General features: G+C 61.9%; 18 protein-coding genes and 1 pseudogene. 8 read left to right on the top strand and 11 right to left on the bottom strand.

Annotation, left to right across the window (positions count from 1 at the left end):
- Positions 1 to 7: 7 nt before the first annotated feature.
- On the top strand, positions 8 to 283 hold the full coding sequence (locus tag F6S08_RS13145; RefSeq protein WP_010564624.1) for a peptidylprolyl isomerase: 276 nt from the start codon (positions 8 to 10) through the stop codon (positions 281 to 283).
- Between the two features lie 82 nt (positions 284 to 365).
- Here F6S08_RS13145 and F6S08_RS13140 read toward each other — a convergent pair whose 3' ends face one another.
- The 8 genes from F6S08_RS13140 to F6S08_RS13105 all read right to left on the bottom strand — a co-directional run bounded on the left by F6S08_RS13140 (position 366) and on the right by F6S08_RS13105 (position 7,027).
- Positions 366 to 1,277, bottom strand: a complete 912-nt coding sequence (locus F6S08_RS13140; protein WP_315871693.1) for a sugar kinase — start codon at positions 1,275 to 1,277, stop codon at positions 366 to 368.
- Positions 1,278 to 1,287: 10 nt separating this feature from the next.
- Entirely contained in the window at positions 1,288 to 2,496 is a 1,209-nt protein-coding gene (locus tag F6S08_RS13135; RefSeq protein WP_065948194.1) for an amino acid deaminase, read from the bottom strand.
- A 9-nt stretch (positions 2,497 to 2,505) separates the two neighbouring features.
- Positions 2,506 to 3,270 carry an IclR family transcriptional regulator gene (locus F6S08_RS13130; RefSeq protein ID WP_315871692.1) on the bottom strand — a complete coding sequence of 255 codons (765 nt, stop codon included), beginning with the start codon at positions 3,268 to 3,270 and terminating at the stop codon, positions 2,506 to 2,508.
- A 334-nt stretch (positions 3,271 to 3,604) separates the two neighbouring features.
- Positions 3,605 to 3,994, bottom strand: a complete 390-nt coding sequence (locus F6S08_RS13125) for a RidA family protein (RefSeq protein ID WP_012723821.1) — start codon at positions 3,992 to 3,994, stop codon at positions 3,605 to 3,607.
- Positions 3,995 to 4,010: 16 nt separating this feature from the next.
- Positions 4,011 to 4,793: an amino acid ABC transporter ATP-binding protein gene (locus F6S08_RS13120; RefSeq protein WP_065927166.1), complete on the bottom strand. Its 783-nt coding sequence runs from the start codon at positions 4,791 to 4,793 to the stop codon at positions 4,011 to 4,013.
- Positions 4,790 to 5,452, bottom strand: coding sequence for an amino acid ABC transporter permease (locus F6S08_RS13115; RefSeq protein ID WP_065927167.1), 663 nt, complete (start codon positions 5,450 to 5,452; stop codon positions 4,790 to 4,792). The genes F6S08_RS13120 and F6S08_RS13115 overlap by 4 nt, the downstream gene beginning before the upstream one ends.
- Before the next feature lie 11 nt (positions 5,453 to 5,463).
- Positions 5,464 to 6,126: an amino acid ABC transporter permease gene (locus F6S08_RS13110; protein ID WP_027608632.1), complete on the bottom strand. Its 663-nt coding sequence runs from the start codon at positions 6,124 to 6,126 to the stop codon at positions 5,464 to 5,466.
- Between the two features lie 52 nt (positions 6,127 to 6,178).
- Positions 6,179 to 7,027, bottom strand: coding sequence for a transporter substrate-binding domain-containing protein (locus F6S08_RS13105; RefSeq protein WP_027608633.1), 849 nt, complete (start codon positions 7,025 to 7,027; stop codon positions 6,179 to 6,181).
- A 332-nt stretch (positions 7,028 to 7,359) separates the two neighbouring features.
- On the opposite strand from F6S08_RS13105, the gene F6S08_RS13100 reads away from it, so the two are divergent.
- Together F6S08_RS13100 and F6S08_RS13095 are read left to right on the top strand one after the other, a co-directional pair.
- On the top strand, positions 7,360 to 7,608 hold the full coding sequence (locus F6S08_RS13100) for a hypothetical protein (RefSeq protein ID WP_065927168.1): 249 nt from the start codon (positions 7,360 to 7,362) through the stop codon (positions 7,606 to 7,608).
- Positions 7,609 to 7,683: 75 nt separating this feature from the next.
- Positions 7,684 to 7,974, top strand: a pseudogene (locus F6S08_RS13095) (thioredoxin family protein); the annotation flags it as partial.
- Positions 7,975 to 7,993: 19 nt separating this feature from the next.
- On the opposite strand, the gene F6S08_RS13090 reads toward F6S08_RS13095, so the two are convergent.
- From F6S08_RS13090 to rpiB, 3 genes are all read right to left on the bottom strand, one after another.
- Positions 7,994 to 9,562: a TerC family protein gene (locus tag F6S08_RS13090; protein ID WP_027608635.1), complete on the bottom strand. Its 1,569-nt coding sequence runs from the start codon at positions 9,560 to 9,562 to the stop codon at positions 7,994 to 7,996.
- Between the two features lie 544 nt (positions 9,563 to 10,106).
- Positions 10,107 to 11,087: a sugar-binding transcriptional regulator gene (locus F6S08_RS13085; protein ID WP_027608636.1), complete on the bottom strand. Its 981-nt coding sequence runs from the start codon at positions 11,085 to 11,087 to the stop codon at positions 10,107 to 10,109.
- A 63-nt stretch (positions 11,088 to 11,150) separates the two neighbouring features.
- Positions 11,151 to 11,612 (bottom strand): ribose 5-phosphate isomerase B, encoded by a 462-nt coding sequence (rpiB, locus tag F6S08_RS13080; protein ID WP_016969738.1) that lies wholly within the window; start codon positions 11,610 to 11,612, stop codon positions 11,151 to 11,153.
- A gap of 280 nt (positions 11,613 to 11,892) precedes the next feature.
- Between rpiB and F6S08_RS13075 the strand changes: the two genes are divergently transcribed.
- The 5 genes from F6S08_RS13075 to F6S08_RS13055 all read left to right on the top strand — a co-directional run bounded on the left by F6S08_RS13075 (position 11,893) and on the right by F6S08_RS13055 (position 17,384).
- A complete protein-coding gene (locus F6S08_RS13075; protein WP_074847010.1) occupies positions 11,893 to 13,380 on the top strand; it encodes a sugar ABC transporter ATP-binding protein in 1,488 nt (495 codons plus the stop codon).
- Complete coding sequence (locus tag F6S08_RS13070; RefSeq protein ID WP_027608638.1) at positions 13,377 to 14,354, top strand: ABC transporter permease; 978 nt, start codon at positions 13,377 to 13,379, stop codon at positions 14,352 to 14,354. Before F6S08_RS13075 ends, F6S08_RS13070 begins: the two co-directional genes overlap by 4 nt.
- Positions 14,355 to 14,390: 36 nt before the next feature.
- Positions 14,391 to 15,398: a substrate-binding domain-containing protein gene (locus F6S08_RS13065; RefSeq protein ID WP_074847011.1), complete on the top strand. Its 1,008-nt coding sequence runs from the start codon at positions 14,391 to 14,393 to the stop codon at positions 15,396 to 15,398.
- Positions 15,399 to 15,485: 87 nt separating this feature from the next.
- Positions 15,486 to 16,241: a GolD/DthD family dehydrogenase gene (locus tag F6S08_RS13060; RefSeq protein WP_315871691.1), complete on the top strand. Its 756-nt coding sequence runs from the start codon at positions 15,486 to 15,488 to the stop codon at positions 16,239 to 16,241.
- 27 nt (positions 16,242 to 16,268) lie between these two features.
- Positions 16,269 to 17,384 carry an MDR/zinc-dependent alcohol dehydrogenase-like family protein gene (locus tag F6S08_RS13055; RefSeq protein WP_065948191.1) on the top strand — a complete coding sequence of 372 codons (1,116 nt, stop codon included), beginning with the start codon at positions 16,269 to 16,271 and terminating at the stop codon, positions 17,382 to 17,384.
- Positions 17,385 to 17,465: the final 81 nt, after the last annotated feature.

Raw genomic sequence — 17,465 nt, 5'->3', positions numbered from 1 at the left:
GAGACCGATGAAAGCCCAAGCCCGCCATATCCTGGTGAAAACCAGCGAAGAAGCCGAACAACTCAAGCAGCGCATTGCCAAGGGCGAAGCCTTTGATGTGCTGGCCAAGAAGTACTCCACGTGCCCGTCCGGCAAGCGCGGCGGCGACTTGGGTGAAGTGCGGCCGGGGCAAATGGTCGGGGTGATCGATGCGGTGATCTTCAAGAAACCGGTTAAGGTGGTTCACGGGCCGATCAAGAGCAAGTTCGGGTATCACCTGGTGCAGGTGTTTTACCGGGATTGAGGCTTTGGCTTAAGACCGCTATCGGGAGCAAGCCCCCTCCCACAGGGGGCTTGCTCCCGATCCGCCGCAGGCGGCCATTCACCTACTCCCTGGGGATCAGCGCCCCCGGCACCTGGATAACCCGGCTCGCCAATCGATGCCCGGCCAAAGCAGCCTCCTGGGGCGAACCACCCTTGAGCCGACTGGCCAGGTACGCCGCACTGAACGAATCCCCCGCCGCCGTGGTGTCCACCACCTTCTCCACCTTCAGCGCCGGCACGGCAAGGCGCTCGCCGTCGCAACGGATCAAACACGCATCCGCACCGCGCTTGAGCACCACTTCCGCAATCGCCGGGTACGCCGCGAATACCTGTTCGCTGTCGGCATAACCAAACAACGCGCGTTCGTCATCCTCGGTCAGCAAGGCGATATCCACCTCGGCCAGTACGCTGCGATAAGCCTCGCGGGCAACGTCCACCGTGGCCCAGAGCCGTGGCCGGTAGTTGTTGTCAAACACCACTGCGCCGCCACGTCGGCGGGTTTCGATCAGGACTTCGAGCAGGCGCCGGCGCCCGACCTCACCCAGCACCGCCAGGGTAATGCCGCTGAAATACACCACGTTGTAGTCCGGCAATGCCGCCAGGATCGGCGCAGCCGCCGGCGTGGTAAAGCAGTCGCGCACGGCCGCTTCGTTGCGCCAGTAGAGGAATTTGCGCTCGCCGTTGGCATCGGTCTGGATGCAGTACAAGCCGGGCAAACGTCCGGGCAGGCGCTGGACCCGCTCCAGCCCCAGGCCTTCTTCGGCCCAGTGCGCACACATGGCGTCGCTGAAGCTGTCATCGCCCAAGGCGGTGACATAGTCTACCGTGCCGATATCCCCCAGCTCACGGCGCAGGTACACCGCCGCATTCAGGGTATCGCCGCCGAAGCTCTGTTGCAGGCTGCCATCGGCGCGGTGTTGCAATTCGATCATGCATTCGCCGATCAGGGCGATGCGGGGATGGGTGGTGGTCATGGCTTTACACTCAGAAACGGGTTTCCAGGGACTCGATCACCCGCAACTGCTCATCCACCAGGCAGCCGACCTGCCACTTGTCGAAGGTCAGGCAAGGGTGCGAGGTGCCGAAGGAAATGATGTCGCCGATGCGCAGCTCGACACCTGCCGCGACGGTCATGAAGGCGTGCTGGTCCATCACGGCGGTGACGGTGCAGGCGCTCACATCATCGCCTTCCGCCGGCAGGATCCCGGCGCGATAGCGTTTAAGCGGCACCGGCAAACCGGCGTCGTAGGCCACGTCGCGCTTGCCCAGGGCGATCACCGCAAACCCCGGCTCAGGCAACGATTGCACATGGGCCCAGACTTCCAGGGCCGGGCGCAGGCCTTCCTGGAGGTCGCCGCGGCGGTCGAGCACGCAGCACTGCGCCTCTTTGTAGATGCCATGGTCGTGGGCCACATAGCTGCCGGGGCGCAGCACGCTGAGGAAACGACCAGCTGCGTTTTGGGTTTCGAAGGACTCGGCGATCAGGTCGTACCAGGCCGACCCCGACGCCGTGATAATAGGCTTGGGCAGGTTGAAGGCCCCGTTGTCTTGCAGGTCCACGGCCAGGCGCACCAGGCTCGCGGCGAAGTCGCGGATGCCACTGATGGCGTGCTCGCCGTGGATCACACCTTCGTAGCCTTCGATACCGGTGAGGGCCAGGGCTGGTTGGGCCTTGATCGCCTTGGCCAGGTCGCGCACTTCCTGCTCGCTGCGGCAACCGCAACGGCCACCGACCACGCCGTATTCGATCATCACGTTGAGGCGCAGGCCACGGGCAGCGAAGAACAGGCCCAGGTCGGCGACGTTGTCCGGGTGGTCGACCATGCAGTGGAAGTCGAAATCCTTGTCGGCCAGCAGGTCGGCGATCAACGCCATGTTCGGTGCGCCCACCAACTGGTTGGCCATCAGCACCCGGCGCACGCCACCGGCATAGGCGGCGCGGGTCTGCACCGCGTTGGCCAGGGTGATGCCCCAGGCGCCCGCAGCAAGCTGGCGCTGGAACAACGCCGGCATCATGCTGGTCTTGCCGTGGGGCGCCAGTTCCGCGCCGCTGTTGCTGACGAAATCCTGCATCCAGCGAATGTTGTGCTCCAGGGCATCGCGGTGCAGCACCAGGGCGGGCAGGCCGACGTCGCGGACCAGGTGGGCACCGACGGCGGCGGCGCCCTTTTCAACGGCATTGATGGCTGACATGGAAAACTCCTATTCGTTGATGCGACGAGCCAGGTTGTTGGCGCTGTCGATCAACACCCGGCGATAGTCGTTGTAGTTTTTGCTCGCATCGGCCCGAGGGGCGACGATGCACAGCGTCGCAATGCTGATGCCCTGCGCGTCCCGGACCGGGGCGGCAAAGCAGTGGGTAAAGGTGTCGGCCACGCTGTCGAAGGAAAAGAACCCGTCGAGGGTGGCCTGGCGGATTTGCGCGAGAAAGGTCTCCTGCGGCAGGCGCTGGCCGTCCGGCAGGATAAAGTCGTCGTGGTCGATCAGGTCGATGATCTGCTGGTCGCTCAAGTGCCCCAGCAACAGGCGCCCGGAGGCGGTCCATGGGATCGGCGCGTCTTCACCGATGTCCGAGGAAATGCGGAAATGCCGCTCGCCTTCGCGCATCAGCGCCACCGTGTATTTGCGCCCGTTGAGCAGGCACATCTGCGCGGTTTCGTGGGTTTGGCTGACGATCTCCTGCAAGGCGTGGTCGGCCTCGCGGGTCAGGTCGAAATGGCGTAGATGCGCCTGGCCGAGGAAGTACAACTGACGGCCGAGGTAGACGTGACCGTCCTTGCCCACGGTTTCGAGGATGCGCCGCTCCAACAAGGAGGCGACCAATTCGTAGACCGTGGATTTGGGGCTGCCGATGCCGCTGGCAATATCATTCGGGCGCAGGGGCTGGCCGATTTCCTTGAGAAAATCGAGGATATCGAATGCACGGTCCAGGCCTTTGGCGCGGCGTTTGATGGTGTCTTCGGTCATGGCAATTTCGGTCCGGTCGAAATGGTAGGGCTGGCGCAGGTCCACTGTGGGAGGGGGCTTGCCCTAATGCCAGTCAGTTAAGCGTACATCGCCTCCTGTAGGAGCGAGCTTGCTCGCGAAAAACGTCAACGATAACGCGTGCTTCCTGAATGAACGCGGCGCCTGTGAGTTTTTCGCGAGCAAGCTCGCTCCTACAAAAAGCCTTAACTGACTGGCATTAGGGCTTGCCCCCGATGGCGGCGTGTCAATCAACACATCTGTTACTGATACACCGCTATCGGGTTCAAGCCCCCTCCCACATTTGATCTCTGGTGGGCTTAAGAGTGAGGGCAATTTAGCCCTTTTTCTTGTAGGCCACGCAATCAATCTCGACCTTGCAGTCCACCATCATGTTGGCCTGCACACAGGCCCGCGCCGGGGCGTGTTCCGGGGTGAAGTATTCGCCGAAGACCTTGTTGAAACTCCAGAAGTCCCGCGGGTCTTCCAGCCACACGCCGACCCGCACCACGTCTTTCAACTCGTAGCCGGCTTCTTCGAGGATTGCCACCACATTGCGCAGGGTCTGCCGGGTTTGCTCGATGATCCCGCCGGTGATGATTTCGCCGTCCACCGCAGGCACTTGGCCCGAGACGTACAACCAACCGTCCGCTTCCACCGCGCGGGCGAAGGGACGCGGCTGGCCACCGCCGGCCGTACTGCCGGCTCCGTAACGAGTGATGCTCATAAAACGATGCTCCTGATTAAAAACGAATGTTCTTGAGAAATTCCGCCAGGCGCGGCGATTGCGGCCGCTCGAAGATGTCCTTCGACGAGCCCTGCTCTTCAATCCGGCCCTGGTTCATGAAGACGATCTTGTCCGAGACTTCATAGGCAAAGCGCATTTCGTGGGTGACCAGCAACATGGTCATGCCCTCTTCCGCCAGGCCCTTGATCACACTGAGCACCTCGCCCACCAATTCCGGGTCGAGGGCCGAAGTGACTTCGTCGAAGAGCATCAGGCTCGGGTTCATGGCAATGGCACGGGCTATCGCCACACGCTGTTGCTGGCCGCCGGACAGCTGGCCGGGGAAGTGATCGCGGCGCTGCAGAAGTCCTACACGGTCCAACCATTTTTCCGCGAGTGCCACCGCCTCGTCCTTAGGCATTTTCTTAACTTTCAACAGGCCGAGGGTGACGTTCTGCAACGCGCTCAGATGGGGAAACAGGTTGAACTGCTGGAACGCCATGCCGGTCATCGCCCGGTGCTGGGCGATCACGCGTTCGGGGTGACGCACGCGCTTGCCGCCGATGTCGCTGTAGCCAATGGACTCGCCATCCAGGGTGATCTGCCCACCCTGGAACTCTTCGAGCAGGTTGACGCAACGCAGCAAGGTGGTCTTGCCCGAGCCGCTGGAGCCGATCAACGTCACCACGTTGCCGCGCGCCATGGACAGGTCGACGCCCTTGAGCACTTCGACCTCGCCGTATTGTTTACGCAGGCCGCGGATGTCCAGCAGCGGCTCGGTTATTTGAGGTTGGTTCATGGCAAGGCCACCCGTTTTTCAATGTAGCGCCCGAATAACTCGATGGCGTAGTTGATGACAAAGAACAGAAACCCGGCGAACAGGTAGAACTCCAGGGTCATGAAGGTACGTGCGATCACCTGCTGGGTACTCAGCAGCAATTCAGCCACGCCGATCACCGAGAGCAAGGTCGAGGCCTTGACGATTTCCGTCGAGGAGTTGACCCAGGTCGGCAGGATCTGTCGCAGCGCCTGGGGCAGCAGCACGTAGGCCAGGGACTGCCGGAATGTCAGGCCAATTGCCTTGCCTGCTTCCAACTGCCCACGGGGAATGGCTTGCAGTGCACCGCGCACGATTTCCGACACGTGGGAGCCGCAAAACAGCGTGAGCCCGACGGCGCCGGCCTGGAACGCGGTGATTTTCCAGCCGAGCGCCGGCAGCATGTAGAAACACGCCAACACCAGCACAAACACCGGCGTGCCACGGATCAGGTCGACATACAGGCGAAACGGTGCGCGCATCCAGAATTTGCCGTAGGTCAGGATCAACCCGGCGACGATACCGATCAGCGTGCCAAAGACAATCGCCAGTGCCGACACCGCGACACTGGCCTGAAACCCCGCCCAGAGCGTATCCCGGGCGATCCACAACTCATGCAGCCAGCTGGGGGACTCGTACATGGACACCCTCCTTAACGACGGATCGCCAGACGCTGTTCCAGGTAACGGAGCAGCATGGCAATGAGGTAACAGGCCGCCACGTAGAGCGCGGTCGTGACCAGCCAGGTTTCAATCACCCGGTAGCTTTCGACGTTGATCTTGCGGGCGTAATAGGTCAGCTCGGGCACTGCGATGGCGGCGGCCAGGGAAGTGTCCTTGAACAGCGAAATGAAGTTGTTCGACAGCGCGGGCAGTACGTTGCGCAGCATCACTGGCACGGTGATATAGGCGCGGATCCGCCATTCGCCGAGGCCGATGGCCAGTCCGGCTTCACGCAAGCCCTTGGGAATATTCAACAGCCCGGCGCGGAACACTTCGGTCAGGTAGGCACCGGCGTACAGCGACAGGGTGATGATGAACGAGGGGATCTTGTCCAGGCGGATACCCAGGCTAGGCAAGGCGAAGTAGATCAACAGGATCAGCACCAGGATCGGCGTATTGCGGATCACCGTCACATACACCGAGGCCAGGATTCGCAACGCACGATGTCTGGACAGCATGGCAAACGCCATCAACAGGCCGATCACGCAGCCGATGGCGATCGACAGCAATGCCAGTTGCAGGCCCAGGCCGAGCCCCGCCAGCAAGGTGTCGAAATCGCGCCACACGGCGGCAAAGTTCAACTGATAGTTCATGGTCAGCAGTACCTGATGGGGGCGCCGTTGGCGGCGCCCCGGTTTTCACGAATCACTTGAACTCGACGGGGAAGCCGATGGCAGGTTCCGGCAGGTCCACACCGAACCACTGCTTGAACGACGCCTTGTAGGTGGGGAATTCCACACCGGTCATGGCTTCATGCAACGCGGTGTTGACGAAGTTCAGCCAGTCCTGGTCGCCACGCTTGACCGCACACGCGTAGGTCTGCGGGCTCCAGGCATAGGCCGGGCTGCGGTAGCGGCCAGGGTTCTGCACCATCAGGTACTTGACCGAGGACTGGTCGGTGGCGGCGGCATCGGCGCGACCGGAGTTCACCGCCTGGTACATCAGGTCGACGCTGTCGTATTGGTCGACCTTGGCCTTGGGCAGCGCCTGGTGCACCAGTTCTTCGGCATACACGTTCTGCAGCACCGCCACGGTGACGCCATCGCCCGCCGCCTGCAGGTCTTCGATTTCCTTGTACTTGCTGTTGTTCGGCAGCAGCAGGCCCACGCCTTCGCGGTAGTACGGCAGCGTGAACGCCACTTGCTGGGCACGGCTGGCGGTGACGGTGATGAACTGGCAGCTCATGTCGACCTTGTCGGTCAGCAGGTTGGGAATGCGTGCGTCGGACGACTGCACCACAAACTCGACCTTGCTCGGGTCGTTGAACAAGCCCTTGGCCACAATACGGCCGATGTCGATATCAAACCCCTGCAACTTGCCATCCGCTCCCTGGAAGTGCCACGGCGCATTGGTACTGCCTGTACCCACGATCAGGTGCCCACGCTTGAGCACATCATCGAGCTTGCTGTCCGCCGCCTGCACGATGCCTGCGAGGGAAGCCGATGCGGCGAAGAGAAAAACACACGCTTTGAACACGGAAGGTCGGTGATGCATGACAAGCACTCCAGGAGTTGTGTATTCCGCTATACCGGAACATAGTATGTAACAACGGAATAGACAGCAGAAAGTGTGCCACACGCCCTCAAAGAAAAACATGCCTGCAATAAAGGCTTTTTAAATCAGATAGATAAATATTTCGGGGAGACAAGGCGCTACGCCAGCATCTGCAATCACTTTGCTACCCAGGGCCCCATATGGCGGTGACAGGTCCCTTTGGACGCACTGCGACAGCGTTACTGCGCACCGTTGCAGTGCGCGCGCAGCGTGGAAAAATCCCCACGCTGGACTAGCCTTGGCACATCCCTGCCGACAAGGACCCTGCCCTGATGAAGTCATGCCTTACCCTGGTGATGCTCACCTTGCTGGCAGCCGGCAACGCGTCGGCCAGCAACGACCGCCGCGACTGCAAGGAAGAACTGCGCAGGCTCAAGGAAGCCTTCGACACCAACTACACCAGCCAGAACCACCACGACTACCGCCGGGCCAAGGCCTCCCGGGACAATGAGGAATACCGCAAGTGCGCAAACCAGGCGCGCAAGGCCCGGGAACGGGTGGAGCGTGAGGCAGACCTGTGAAGGTTGACAGTAGACGGTGACGGTCCCCGGGCCTAGCGTTGGTAAAAAACCTGCACGGTCCAAAGGGAGATCATCATGGGGATTGCCACTGCAACCATTGCCACTACCGACGACTACCGGCGCGTGCTGAGCAGTTCGCGCCCGGTGTTCATGCTGTTCATCTCAGCTCACTGCCCGGCCTGCGAGGTAGCCGGGCCGCTGTTTGAGCAGATTGCCGCCCAGTACCGATCAGTAGTGAGCCTGGTGCTCGATTGCGCGAAAACGCCGAGGCACCCGCAGGTTACAGGCACCCCGACGCTGCTGGTCTTCCAGAACGGCACCTTGATGGAAACATTCAAGGGTTTCGGACCCGAGGAGCAGCAAGCGCAGTTTGTGGAGGACACCTTCAGGCGTTATGCACGCCGCAAGGCTGCAATAACACCTGCGTCACCCGCCGCTCCTCTACCGCCGCCACCGTCAGGCGCCAGCCCTCATGCTCCAGGCTATCGCCCACCACAGGCAGGCGGTCGAGCAGGCTCATCACCAGGCCGGCCAGGGTCTGGTAGTCCTCGGTCGCGACGGCCTTGAAGCCGGTACGCTGACGAATCTGGGTGAGGTTGAGGGCGCCATTGGCACGGAAGCCCGCGCCCTCCTCGACAATATCCGGCCCTTCGATCTCACTGGCGTCCGGCAACTCACCGGCAATGGATTCAAGAATGTCGGTCATGCTCAATACGCCCATGAAGTCACCGAATTCGTTGATCACGAAGGCGATATGGGTGGATTCCTGGCGCATCTGTTCCAGGGCGTTGAGGATCGAAAAGCTCTCCAGCAGGTTGATCGCCCGGCGTGCGAGGTGCTCCAGGTTCGGCTCGTTGCCGGCCAGGTACTCCTTGAGCAATTCCTTCTTATGCACAAAGCCCAACGGTTCATCCACCGCGCCATTGCGGATCAACGGCAGGCGCGAATAGGACGAATGCATCAGCTTCAGGCGAATCGTGTCGGGGTCGTCCGCCAGGTCGATAAAGTCGACGTTGGCCCGCGGCGTCATCAAGCTGCGAATCGGCCTCTCGGCCAGTTGCAGCACACCGCTGATCATCACCCGCTCGCGTCGGTCGAACAGCGGCCCCTGGGCGGCATCCGTCTCGCCCAACAGGTCAGCCACCTCTTCCCCCACCTCCTCCACCGCCAGGCTGCGACCGCCGAGCAAGCGCATCACCGCATGGGCCGTGCGCTCACGCACCGGCAACACGCCCTGGGCCGACTTCTTGCGACGCGCGCGGGCAATCTGGTTGAACACCTCGATCAGGATCGAGAAACCAATCGCCGCGTACAGGTAGCCCTTGGGAATATGGAAACCCAGGCCTTCAGCGGTCAGGGCAAAACCGATCATCATCAGGAAGCCCAGGCACAGCATGATCACCGTCGGGTGGGCGTTGACGAAGCGTGTAAGCGGCTTGCTCGCGACGATCATCAGGCCGATAGAAATGATCACCGCGATCATCATCACCGCCAGCTCATCCACCATGCCCACGGCCGTGATCACCGCATCCAGGGAGAACACCGCGTCGAGCACCACGATCTGCGCCACAATCGGCCAGAACATCGCGTATGCCACGTTGCCGGTGCGCTGGGCCACATGGCCTTCCAGGCGTTCATGCAGTTCCATGGTGGCCTTGAACAACAGGAACACACCGCCGAACAGCATGATCAGGTCACGGCCGGAGAAGCTCTTGTCGAACACCTCGAACAGCGGCTGGGTCAGGGTTACCAACCAGGAAATACTCGCCAGCAAGCCCAGGCGCATCAGCAACGCCAGGGACAAACCGATCAAGCGCGCTCGGTCGCGCTGCTCCGGCGGCAGCTTATCCGCCAGGATCGCAATAAACACCAGGTTGTCGATGCCCAGCACCAGTTCCAGCACAATCAAGGTCAACAGGCCGAGCCAGGCCGTTGGATCCGCTAACCATTCCATTTATACAAGTCTCTCTACAGGTTTCAGAATGCCGGGCACGGCAAGGCGCGGTCAGTGGACCGGGACACGGCTGGCAGTCGGGATACGGGGTGTTTCAGCGGGAACAGCGGCGGCGGATGTCTTGGGGAAAGACGACTGGGAGGCTCCGAGAGGATGTTCATGCAGGTCCTGAAATAACAAAAGGACTTGAATCCTACAGGCGAAATACAAATTTCCTGCAACGCAAAACTATTACAAAACCTGTCTTCGACCCCCACACAAAATCATGTGGGAGACGGCTTGCCCCCGATGAGCATGAGTATTTTCAGATCCTGCCAAATCTCTGTGGTGAGCGGGCTTGCCCCGCGCTGGGCTGCGAAGCAGCCCCAAAACCAGCCTCTACAGAGTGCCTGATACACCGCGTACTTCTTTACTGGGGCTGCTTCGCAGCCCGGCGCGGGCGGTGCGACGATTCGACAAGCCCGCTCACCACAACAGCCCTGTCTGCCGGGCGTCCGGCGTTGAGCCAACGTTGTGTAGATACCCATGCCCCGACGAGGGCGTGTCAGGTTTTACGGGTTGCATCGTCCAGCGCCAGGATGGTGTGGGCATTCGTCACCGTCGTCGCCAACGTATTGATCACCCCCGACCGCAACGCCCCCAACGTCGCCGCCGCCTTGGTGTTCTCGCTGGCAATCGCCACCACGTCCGGGATGCGAAACAACTCCTGCACCGTCAACCCGATCACTCGCCCCTGGATCGCGTTGACCGCCGGCTGGCCGTGGATGTCGATGAAGTCATAGCCCATCATGTCGCCCACGGTGCCGGACAAGCGTGCCTGGGCGATCTCCTGGGGCGAGAACCAGCCCATGCGCACCATATTGCTGTTTTCGCTCATGTCGCCGATGCCGATCAGCGCCATGTCAGCCCGCCGCGCACGGTCGAGGGTCGAGCGCACCGTGTCGTTGTTGATCAACACCCCGCGCAACTCCGGGTTGGCCACCAGGGCCGGGGCGTACAGGCTTTCACTCTCGCCGCCAAAGCGCAGGGCCAGGCGCCGGCAGATGTGATCGGGGTTCATGTATTCGCCGGCCTTGAGCGAACCGCCAATGGCGCAGACAAATGTGCAGTTGCGCGTCACCGGCAGGAACACGTTATCGGCCACGGCGCCGACGTTGCGGCCCATGCCCACGGCGACGATCATGCCGTCACTCAAGGTCTTGTTCAGGTAGTTGGCCACCAGGCTGGCGACCGCCGAGCGCTGGGTATCGGGGTCGCTGTGGTCCACCGCGATCAACGCGCGATCCAGCTTGAAGCGCGCCACCAAGGCCTGTTCCAGCTCGTTGTTCATCGCCGGATGCTGCAAGACGCGCACCTCGACAATGCCTTCATCCCGCGCGCGCTTGAGCAATCGGCTGACTTTGGCCCGGGACAGGTCGAAGCGCTTGGCGATGGCTTCCTGAGTGACGTTCTCGAGGTAATAGAGCATCGCCACTTCAGTCATCTGATCAATATCGCTGGCCATGCGCTGGGTACTGTCACTCATGGGGACGGGCTTCCGTTTCGGCGTCAAAGGCGCATTCTCCCGACTCTTGCCCTGCTACGTCCACTATTGATGCCCATCGCGCTCGATCGCATTGATGCGCTCGACCTTGGCCCCGGAACGTGCCGCCTCGAACTCCGACTCCAAGAACGACTTGACGATGCTTTTCGCCAGTTCGGCGCCGATCACACGCGCGCCGATAGAGAGGATCTGCGCATCGTTGCTCTTGCGCGCCCGCTCTGCCGAGTACGTGTCATGGGCCTGGGCCGCACGAATCCCGAGCACCTTGTTGGCCGAGATCGCCATGCCGATCCCCGTGCCGCACACCAGCACGCCCAGGCGCTGCTGCCCGGCGTTGATGGCGGTGGCCACGGCCAGGGCGATGTCCGGGTACAACACCGGCGCGGTGGAATGGGTGCCGAAGTCGGTCACCGGATAGCCCAGCGCCTCGATATGGCGCTTTAACAGCTCCTTGAGCTCAAAACCCGCTTCATCGCATCCGATAGCCACCGGGAAAGGTGTGTTCATGGTGTCTGGCTCCGCTGCCGTGAGTGCTTATGACTGATCAACTGATCACTCAATGAAATTTCTCTCATTCATTTCGCAGGCGTAACCCTCTCCTGTCAAGCAGGATTTAACTGACTTTCCAGTCAAAGCGCTCTAAAAAAGGGTAATTGGCGAAAAAGATCAGAATCTCAGCATTTACATGAAAGAGATTGACTGATCAGAATTTCATTTGATACACATATGATCACAGCGAAACATGACTGTGCGACCTAACAAGAATTCACAGCACGAGGACACGCCGATGGCCACGCCATTACTGCTCCAGGCTGAACACGTCGCCAAGGCTTACGCCGGGATCCCTGCCCTGCGTGACGGGCGCCTCTCTCTGCGGGCCGGCAGCGTCCACGCCCTGTGCGGCGGCAATGGCGCAGGCAAGTCGACTTTCCTGAGCATCCTGATGGGCATCACCCCGCGTGATGCCGGCAGCATTCTGCTCAACGGCACCGCCGTACAGTTCAATCGCCCCAGCGAAGCCCTCGCGGCGGGGATCGCGATGATCACCCAGGAACTGGAACCGATCCCCTACATGACCGTCGCCGAAAACATCTGGCTGGGCCGCGAACCGCGCCGCGCCGGCTGCATCGTCGACAACAAGGCCTTGAACCGCCGCACCCGCGAGCTGCTGGAAAGCCTTGAATTCGATGTCGACGCCAGCAGCCCCATGCACCGACTGAGCGTGGCGCAGATCCAACTGGTGGAAATCGCCAAGGCGTTCAGCCATGACTGCCAGGTGATGATCATGGACGAGCCCACCTCGGCCATTGGCGAGCGCGAAGCCGAAACCCTGTTCAAGGCGATTCGCCGCCTCACCGCGCGGGGCGCCGGCATCGTCTATGTATCGCACCGCTTGAGCGAACTGGCGCAGATCGCCGATGACTACAGCATCTTCCGCGACGGCGCCTTTGTGGAAAGCGGACGCATGGCCGATATCGACCGCGACCACCTGGTGCGCGGCATCGTTGGCCAGGAACTGACCCGCATCGACCACAAGGTCGGCCGCGAATGCGCCGCCGACACCTGCCTGCAAGTCGACAACCTCAGCCGCGCCGGTGAGTTCCACGACATCAGCCTGCAACTGCGCCAGGGTGAAATCCTCGGCATCTACGGCCTGATGGGCTCGGGGCGCAGTGAATTCCTCAACTGCATCTATGGCCTGACCGTGGCGGACTCCGGCAGCGTCACCCTGCAAGGCAAGCCCATGCCCGTGGGCCTGCCCAAGGCGACCATCAATGCCGGCATGTCGCTGGTCACCGAAGACCGCAAGGACAGCGGCCTGGTGCTTACCGGCAGCATTCTTTCCAACATTGCGCTGTCGGCCTACAAGCGCCTGTCGAGCTGGTCGCTGATCAATGCGCGCAAGGAAACCCAACTGGCCCAGGACATGGTCAAGCGCCTGCAGATCAAAACCACCTCACTGGAACTGCCGGTGGCGTCCATGAGCGGCGGCAACCAACAAAAAGTGGTGCTCGCCAAATGCCTGTCGACCGAACCGGTGTGCCTGCTGTGCGATGAGCCGACACGGGGTATCGATGAGGGCGCCAAGCAGGAGATCTACCACCTGCTGGATCAATTCGTGCGCGCCGGTGGCGCCGCCATCGTGGTGTCGTCGGAAGCCCCGGAACTGTTGCACCTGAGTGACCGCATCGCCGTCTTCAAGGGCGGCCGCCTGGTGACCATCAGCACCGACACCGCCCTTTCCCAGGAAGCCCTGTTGAGTCTTGCCTCATGAATGCCAAAACCATTGCCGCCCCCATCACCACAGCGCCACGCAACCGCCTGCGCCTGTCCCTCGACCGTTTCGGCCTGCCGCTGGTGTTTATCCTGCTGTGCGTGGTGATGGCGTTTTCCAGCGAGTACTTCATGACCTGGCGCAACTGGATGGACATCCTGCGCCAGACCTCCATCAACGGCATCCTCGCGGTGGGCATGACCTACGTGATCCTGACCAAGGGCATCGACCTTTCCGTCGGCTCGATCCTGGCCTTTGCCGGATTGTGCAGCGCCATGGTCGCGACCCAGGGCTACGGGCTGCTGGCGGCGGTGAGTGCGGGGATGTTTGCCGGGGCGATGCTCGGCGTGGTCAACGGCTTTATGGTCGCCAACCTGTCGATCCCGCCATTCGTGGCCACTCTCGGCATGCTCAGCATTGCCCGCGGCATGACCTTCATCCTCAACGACGGCAGCCCGATCACCGACCTGCCCGACGCCTACCTGGCCCTGGGCATCGGCAAGATCGGCCCGATTGGCGTGCCGATCATCATCTTCGCCGTGGTCGCGCTGATCTTCTGGATGGTGCTGCGCTACACCACCTACGGCCGCTATGTGTACGCGGTGGGCGGCAATGAAAAAAGCGCGCGCACCTCCGGGATCGGCGTGCGCAAGGTGATGTTTTCGGTGTACGTGGTGTCCGGCCTGCTCGCCGGGTTGGCGGGCGTGGTGTTGTCGGCACGCACCACCTCCGCCCTGCCCCAGGCCGGGGTGTCCTATGAGCTGGACGCGATTGCCGCCGTGGTCATCGGCGGCACCAGCCTGTCGGGCGGCACCGGCAGCATTGTCGGCACGCTGTTCGGCGCGTTGTTGATCGGCGTGATCAACAACGGCCTGAACCTGCTCGGCGTGTCCTCCTATTACCAGCAGGTCGCCAAGGGCCTGATCATCGTGTTTGCAGTACTGATCGACGTGTGGCGCAAGAAAAAACGCTAGAGAACGACCACTACAACAATAACCGGAGTTCCCCCCATGAAACTTGGTACCACCCTGGCCGCCGCGGCGGCTCTCTCCCTGCTCGCCGGCAGTATCGCAATGGCCGCCGATGGCAAGACCTACAAGGTCGGCGCGGCCGTCTATGGCCTCAAGGGCCAGTTCATGCAGAACTGGGTCCGCGAGCTCAAGGAGCACCCGGCGGTCAAGGACGGCACCGTGCAGTTGACGGTGTTCGACGGCAACTACGACGCCCTGACCCAGAACAATCAGATCGAAAACATGGTGACCCAGCGCTACGACGCGATCCTGTTCGTGCCGATCGACACCAAGGCCGGCGTCGGCACCGTCAAGCAAGCCATGAGCAACGACGTGGTGGTTATCGCCTCCAACACCAAGGTCGCCGACGCCTCGGTGCCCTACGTCGGTAACGATGATGTGGAAGGCGGCCGCCTGCAGGCCCAGGCCATGGTCGACAAGCTCAACGGCAAGGGCAACGTAGTGATCATCCAGGGCCCGATTGGCCAGTCGGCGCAGATCGACCGCGAAAAAGGCGAGCTGGAAGTGCTGGGCAAGCACCCTGGCATCAAGATCATCGAGAAGAAGACCGCCAACTGGGACCGCGCCCAGGCCCTGGCGCTGACCGAAGACTGGTTGAACGCCCACCCCAAAGGCATCAACGGCGTGATCGCGCAGAACGACGACATGGCCCTCGGCGCCGTGCAGGCCCTCAAATCCCACGGCCTGACCTCCAAGGATGTGCCCGTCACGTCCATCGACGGCATGCCGGACGCGATCCAGGCGGCGAAGAAAGACGAAGTCACCACCTTCCTCCAGGACGCGCAGGCCCAGTCCCAGGGCGCACTGGACGTGGCGTTGCGCGCACTGGCCGGCAAGGACTACAAGCCGCAGTCGGTGATCTGGGAGCGCTATGCCAAGGACCTGAAATGGGGCGATGGCACGGCCAAGACCTACATCCTGCCGTGGGTGCCCGTGACTAACGCCAACGCCGATGCGCTGTACAAACAAGTCAGTGGCGGTAAGTAGTCATTGGCTTGAAATACAGTCAAGTGTGGGAGAGAGCTTGCCCCCTCCCACATTGGATCTCGATCGTTATTGAAAGAGGAGTCATGCATGTCTGGATTCTGGAACCAAGCCTTCGACCTCAACGGCCGTTGCGCGGTGATCACCGGCGGCGCCGCCGGTATCGGCCTGGCCTGTGCCAGCCTGCTGGTGGAGCGCGGCGCCCGCGTGGCTTTGCTCGACCGCGACCCGGCGGTGGTTGAAGTGGCAGCGGGCCTGGGTGCCGGGCATCTGGGCATTGCCGTCGACCTCAGCCAGATCAACCAGGTGCAACACACCATCGACCAGGTCTTCGCACACTTCCAACGCCTGGATTACCTGATCAACAGCGCCGGCGTGGCCCTGCTGGACAAGGCCGTCGATGTCAGCGAAAGCGCCTGGGACACCACCTTGGACATCAACCTCAAGGCCAACTTTTTCGTGGCCCAGACCTGCGCCCGGCACATGCTCGCCCAGGGCAGCGGGCGCATCGTCAACCTCGCGTCCCAGGCCGCGGTGATCGGCCTCGACCGCCACGTCGCCTACTGCGCCAGCAAGGCGGCCATCGTCGGCATGACCAAGGTATTGGCCATGGAATGGGCGCCGCACATCAATGTCAACGCCATTTCCCCCACCATCGTCGAGACCGCGCTGGGCAAGAAGGCCTGGGCCGGTGAAGTCGGCGAACGGGCCAAATTGCAGATCCCGGCGGGCCGCTTTGCGCAGCCGGAGGAAATCGCCGGGCTGGCGCTGTACCTGCTCAGCGATGCCGCGCAGATGATCACCGGCGCCAACCTGGTGATCGACGGCGGCTACAGCATTCAGTAATTCATTTATCTGTCGTGAGGTTTTGTCATGTCCACTGTCACCGAACGCACACCCGAACAACTCTCGCCGGCCATCCCGAAAACCATGCAGGCCGTGGTTTGCCACGGCCCGGAAGACTATCGCCTGGAAACCGTCGACGTACCCACGCCCGGCCCCGATGAGATCCTCACCAAGGTCGAGTTGTGCGGCATTTGCATGGGCGACATCAAGACCTATCGCGGCGCGCCGTCGTTCTGGGGCGATGCCGAGCAACCGCGCTACGTCAAGCCGCCGATGATCCCCGGCCATGAGTTCGTGTGTCGCGTGGTGGCCCTGGGCCCGGGCGCGGAAAAGCGCGGCGTGAAGGTCGGTGACCGGGTGATCTCGGAGCAGATCGTGCCGTGCTGGGGCTGTCGCTTCTGCAACCACGGCCAGTACTGGATGTGCCAGAAACACGACCTCTATGGTTTCCAGAACAATGTGCAGGGTGCCATGGCCCAGTACATGATCTTCACCAAGGAAGGCATCATTCACAAAGTGCCGGAATCCATCGCCCCCGACGAAGCGATCCTGATCGAACCCCTGGCCTGCTCACTGCATGCGGCGGAACGCGCCAACGTCGACCATGACGACATTGTGGTGGTCGCCGGCGCCGGCACCCTGGGCCTGGGCATCATCGGCGCCGTGCGTTTGCGCAACCCGAAAAAACTCATCGTGCTCGACATGAAACCCGAACGCGCCGCCCTCGCCCTGCGCATGGGCGCCGACGAAGTGTGGAACCCGGCCGAAGTGGACGTACTGGCCAACATCCGCGCGATCACCGACGGCTATGGCTGCGACATCTATATCGAGGCCACCGGGCACCACAAGGCGGTGAACCAGGGCCTGGCGATGCTGCGCAAGCTGGGGCGCTTCGTGGAGTTCAGCGTATTCAACGACGAGGCCACGGTGGACTGGTCGATCATCGGCGACCGCAAGGAGCTGGACATCCTCGGCTCGCACCTGGGGCCGTACATGTACCCGCGGGCCATCGACTTTATCGGCAACCGCAAGATCGATATGCGCGATGTAGTCACCCACAAGTTCGCCCTGGCGGACTTCAAGGAAGCGTTTGCGGTGATGGAACGTGGCGACAAGTCGCTCAAGGTTGTACTCGAACCCTAGGAACACACAACCGCTTTACTGCAGGAGCCGAGCTTGCTCGCGAAGGTCGACAACGATAACGCGGGGCTTCTGGATAAACGC

This window comes from Pseudomonas sp. JV449 (assembly GCF_032424295.1).
Lineage (GTDB): Bacteria > Pseudomonadota > Gammaproteobacteria > Pseudomonadales > Pseudomonadaceae > Aquipseudomonas > Aquipseudomonas marginalis.
The sequence above is the reverse complement of the archived record's forward strand: the minus strand, read 5'-3'. Positions and strand labels throughout refer to the sequence as shown.

Bases quoted from the DNA above. Each gene is read 5' to 3' on its own strand.
- F6S08_RS13145 (WP_010564624.1), top strand. From the start codon at position 8: ATGAAAGCCCAAGCCCGCCATATCCTGGTGAAAACCAGCGAAGAAGCC.
- F6S08_RS13140 (WP_315871693.1), bottom strand. From the start codon at position 1,277: ATGACCACCACCCATCCCCGCATCGCCCTGATCGGCGAATGCATGATC.
- F6S08_RS13135 (WP_065948194.1), bottom strand. From the start codon at position 2,496: ATGTCAGCCATCAATGCCGTTGAAAAGGGCGCCGCCGCCGTCGGTGCC.
- F6S08_RS13130 (WP_315871692.1), bottom strand. From the start codon at position 3,270: ATGACCGAAGACACCATCAAACGCCGCGCCAAAGGCCTGGACCGTGCA.
- F6S08_RS13125 (WP_012723821.1), bottom strand. From the start codon at position 3,994: ATGAGCATCACTCGTTACGGAGCCGGCAGTACGGCCGGCGGTGGCCAG.
- F6S08_RS13120 (WP_065927166.1), bottom strand. From the start codon at position 4,793: ATGAACCAACCTCAAATAACCGAGCCGCTGCTGGACATCCGCGGCCTG.
- F6S08_RS13115 (WP_065927167.1), bottom strand. From the start codon at position 5,452: ATGTACGAGTCCCCCAGCTGGCTGCATGAGTTGTGGATCGCCCGGGAT.
- F6S08_RS13110 (WP_027608632.1), bottom strand. From the start codon at position 6,126: ATGAACTATCAGTTGAACTTTGCCGCCGTGTGGCGCGATTTCGACACC.
- F6S08_RS13105 (WP_027608633.1), bottom strand. From the start codon at position 7,027: ATGCATCACCGACCTTCCGTGTTCAAAGCGTGTGTTTTTCTCTTCGCC.
- F6S08_RS13100 (WP_065927168.1), top strand. From the start codon at position 7,360: ATGAAGTCATGCCTTACCCTGGTGATGCTCACCTTGCTGGCAGCCGGC.
- F6S08_RS13090 (WP_027608635.1), bottom strand. From the start codon at position 9,562: ATGGAATGGTTAGCGGATCCAACGGCCTGGCTCGGCCTGTTGACCTTG.
- F6S08_RS13085 (WP_027608636.1), bottom strand. From the start codon at position 11,087: ATGAGTGACAGTACCCAGCGCATGGCCAGCGATATTGATCAGATGACT.
- rpiB (WP_016969738.1), bottom strand. From the start codon at position 11,612: ATGAACACACCTTTCCCGGTGGCTATCGGATGCGATGAAGCGGGTTTT.
- F6S08_RS13075 (WP_074847010.1), top strand. From the start codon at position 11,893: ATGGCCACGCCATTACTGCTCCAGGCTGAACACGTCGCCAAGGCTTAC.
- F6S08_RS13070 (WP_027608638.1), top strand. From the start codon at position 13,377: ATGAATGCCAAAACCATTGCCGCCCCCATCACCACAGCGCCACGCAAC.
- F6S08_RS13065 (WP_074847011.1), top strand. From the start codon at position 14,391: ATGAAACTTGGTACCACCCTGGCCGCCGCGGCGGCTCTCTCCCTGCTC.
- F6S08_RS13060 (WP_315871691.1), top strand. From the start codon at position 15,486: ATGTCTGGATTCTGGAACCAAGCCTTCGACCTCAACGGCCGTTGCGCG.
- F6S08_RS13055 (WP_065948191.1), top strand. From the start codon at position 16,269: ATGTCCACTGTCACCGAACGCACACCCGAACAACTCTCGCCGGCCATC.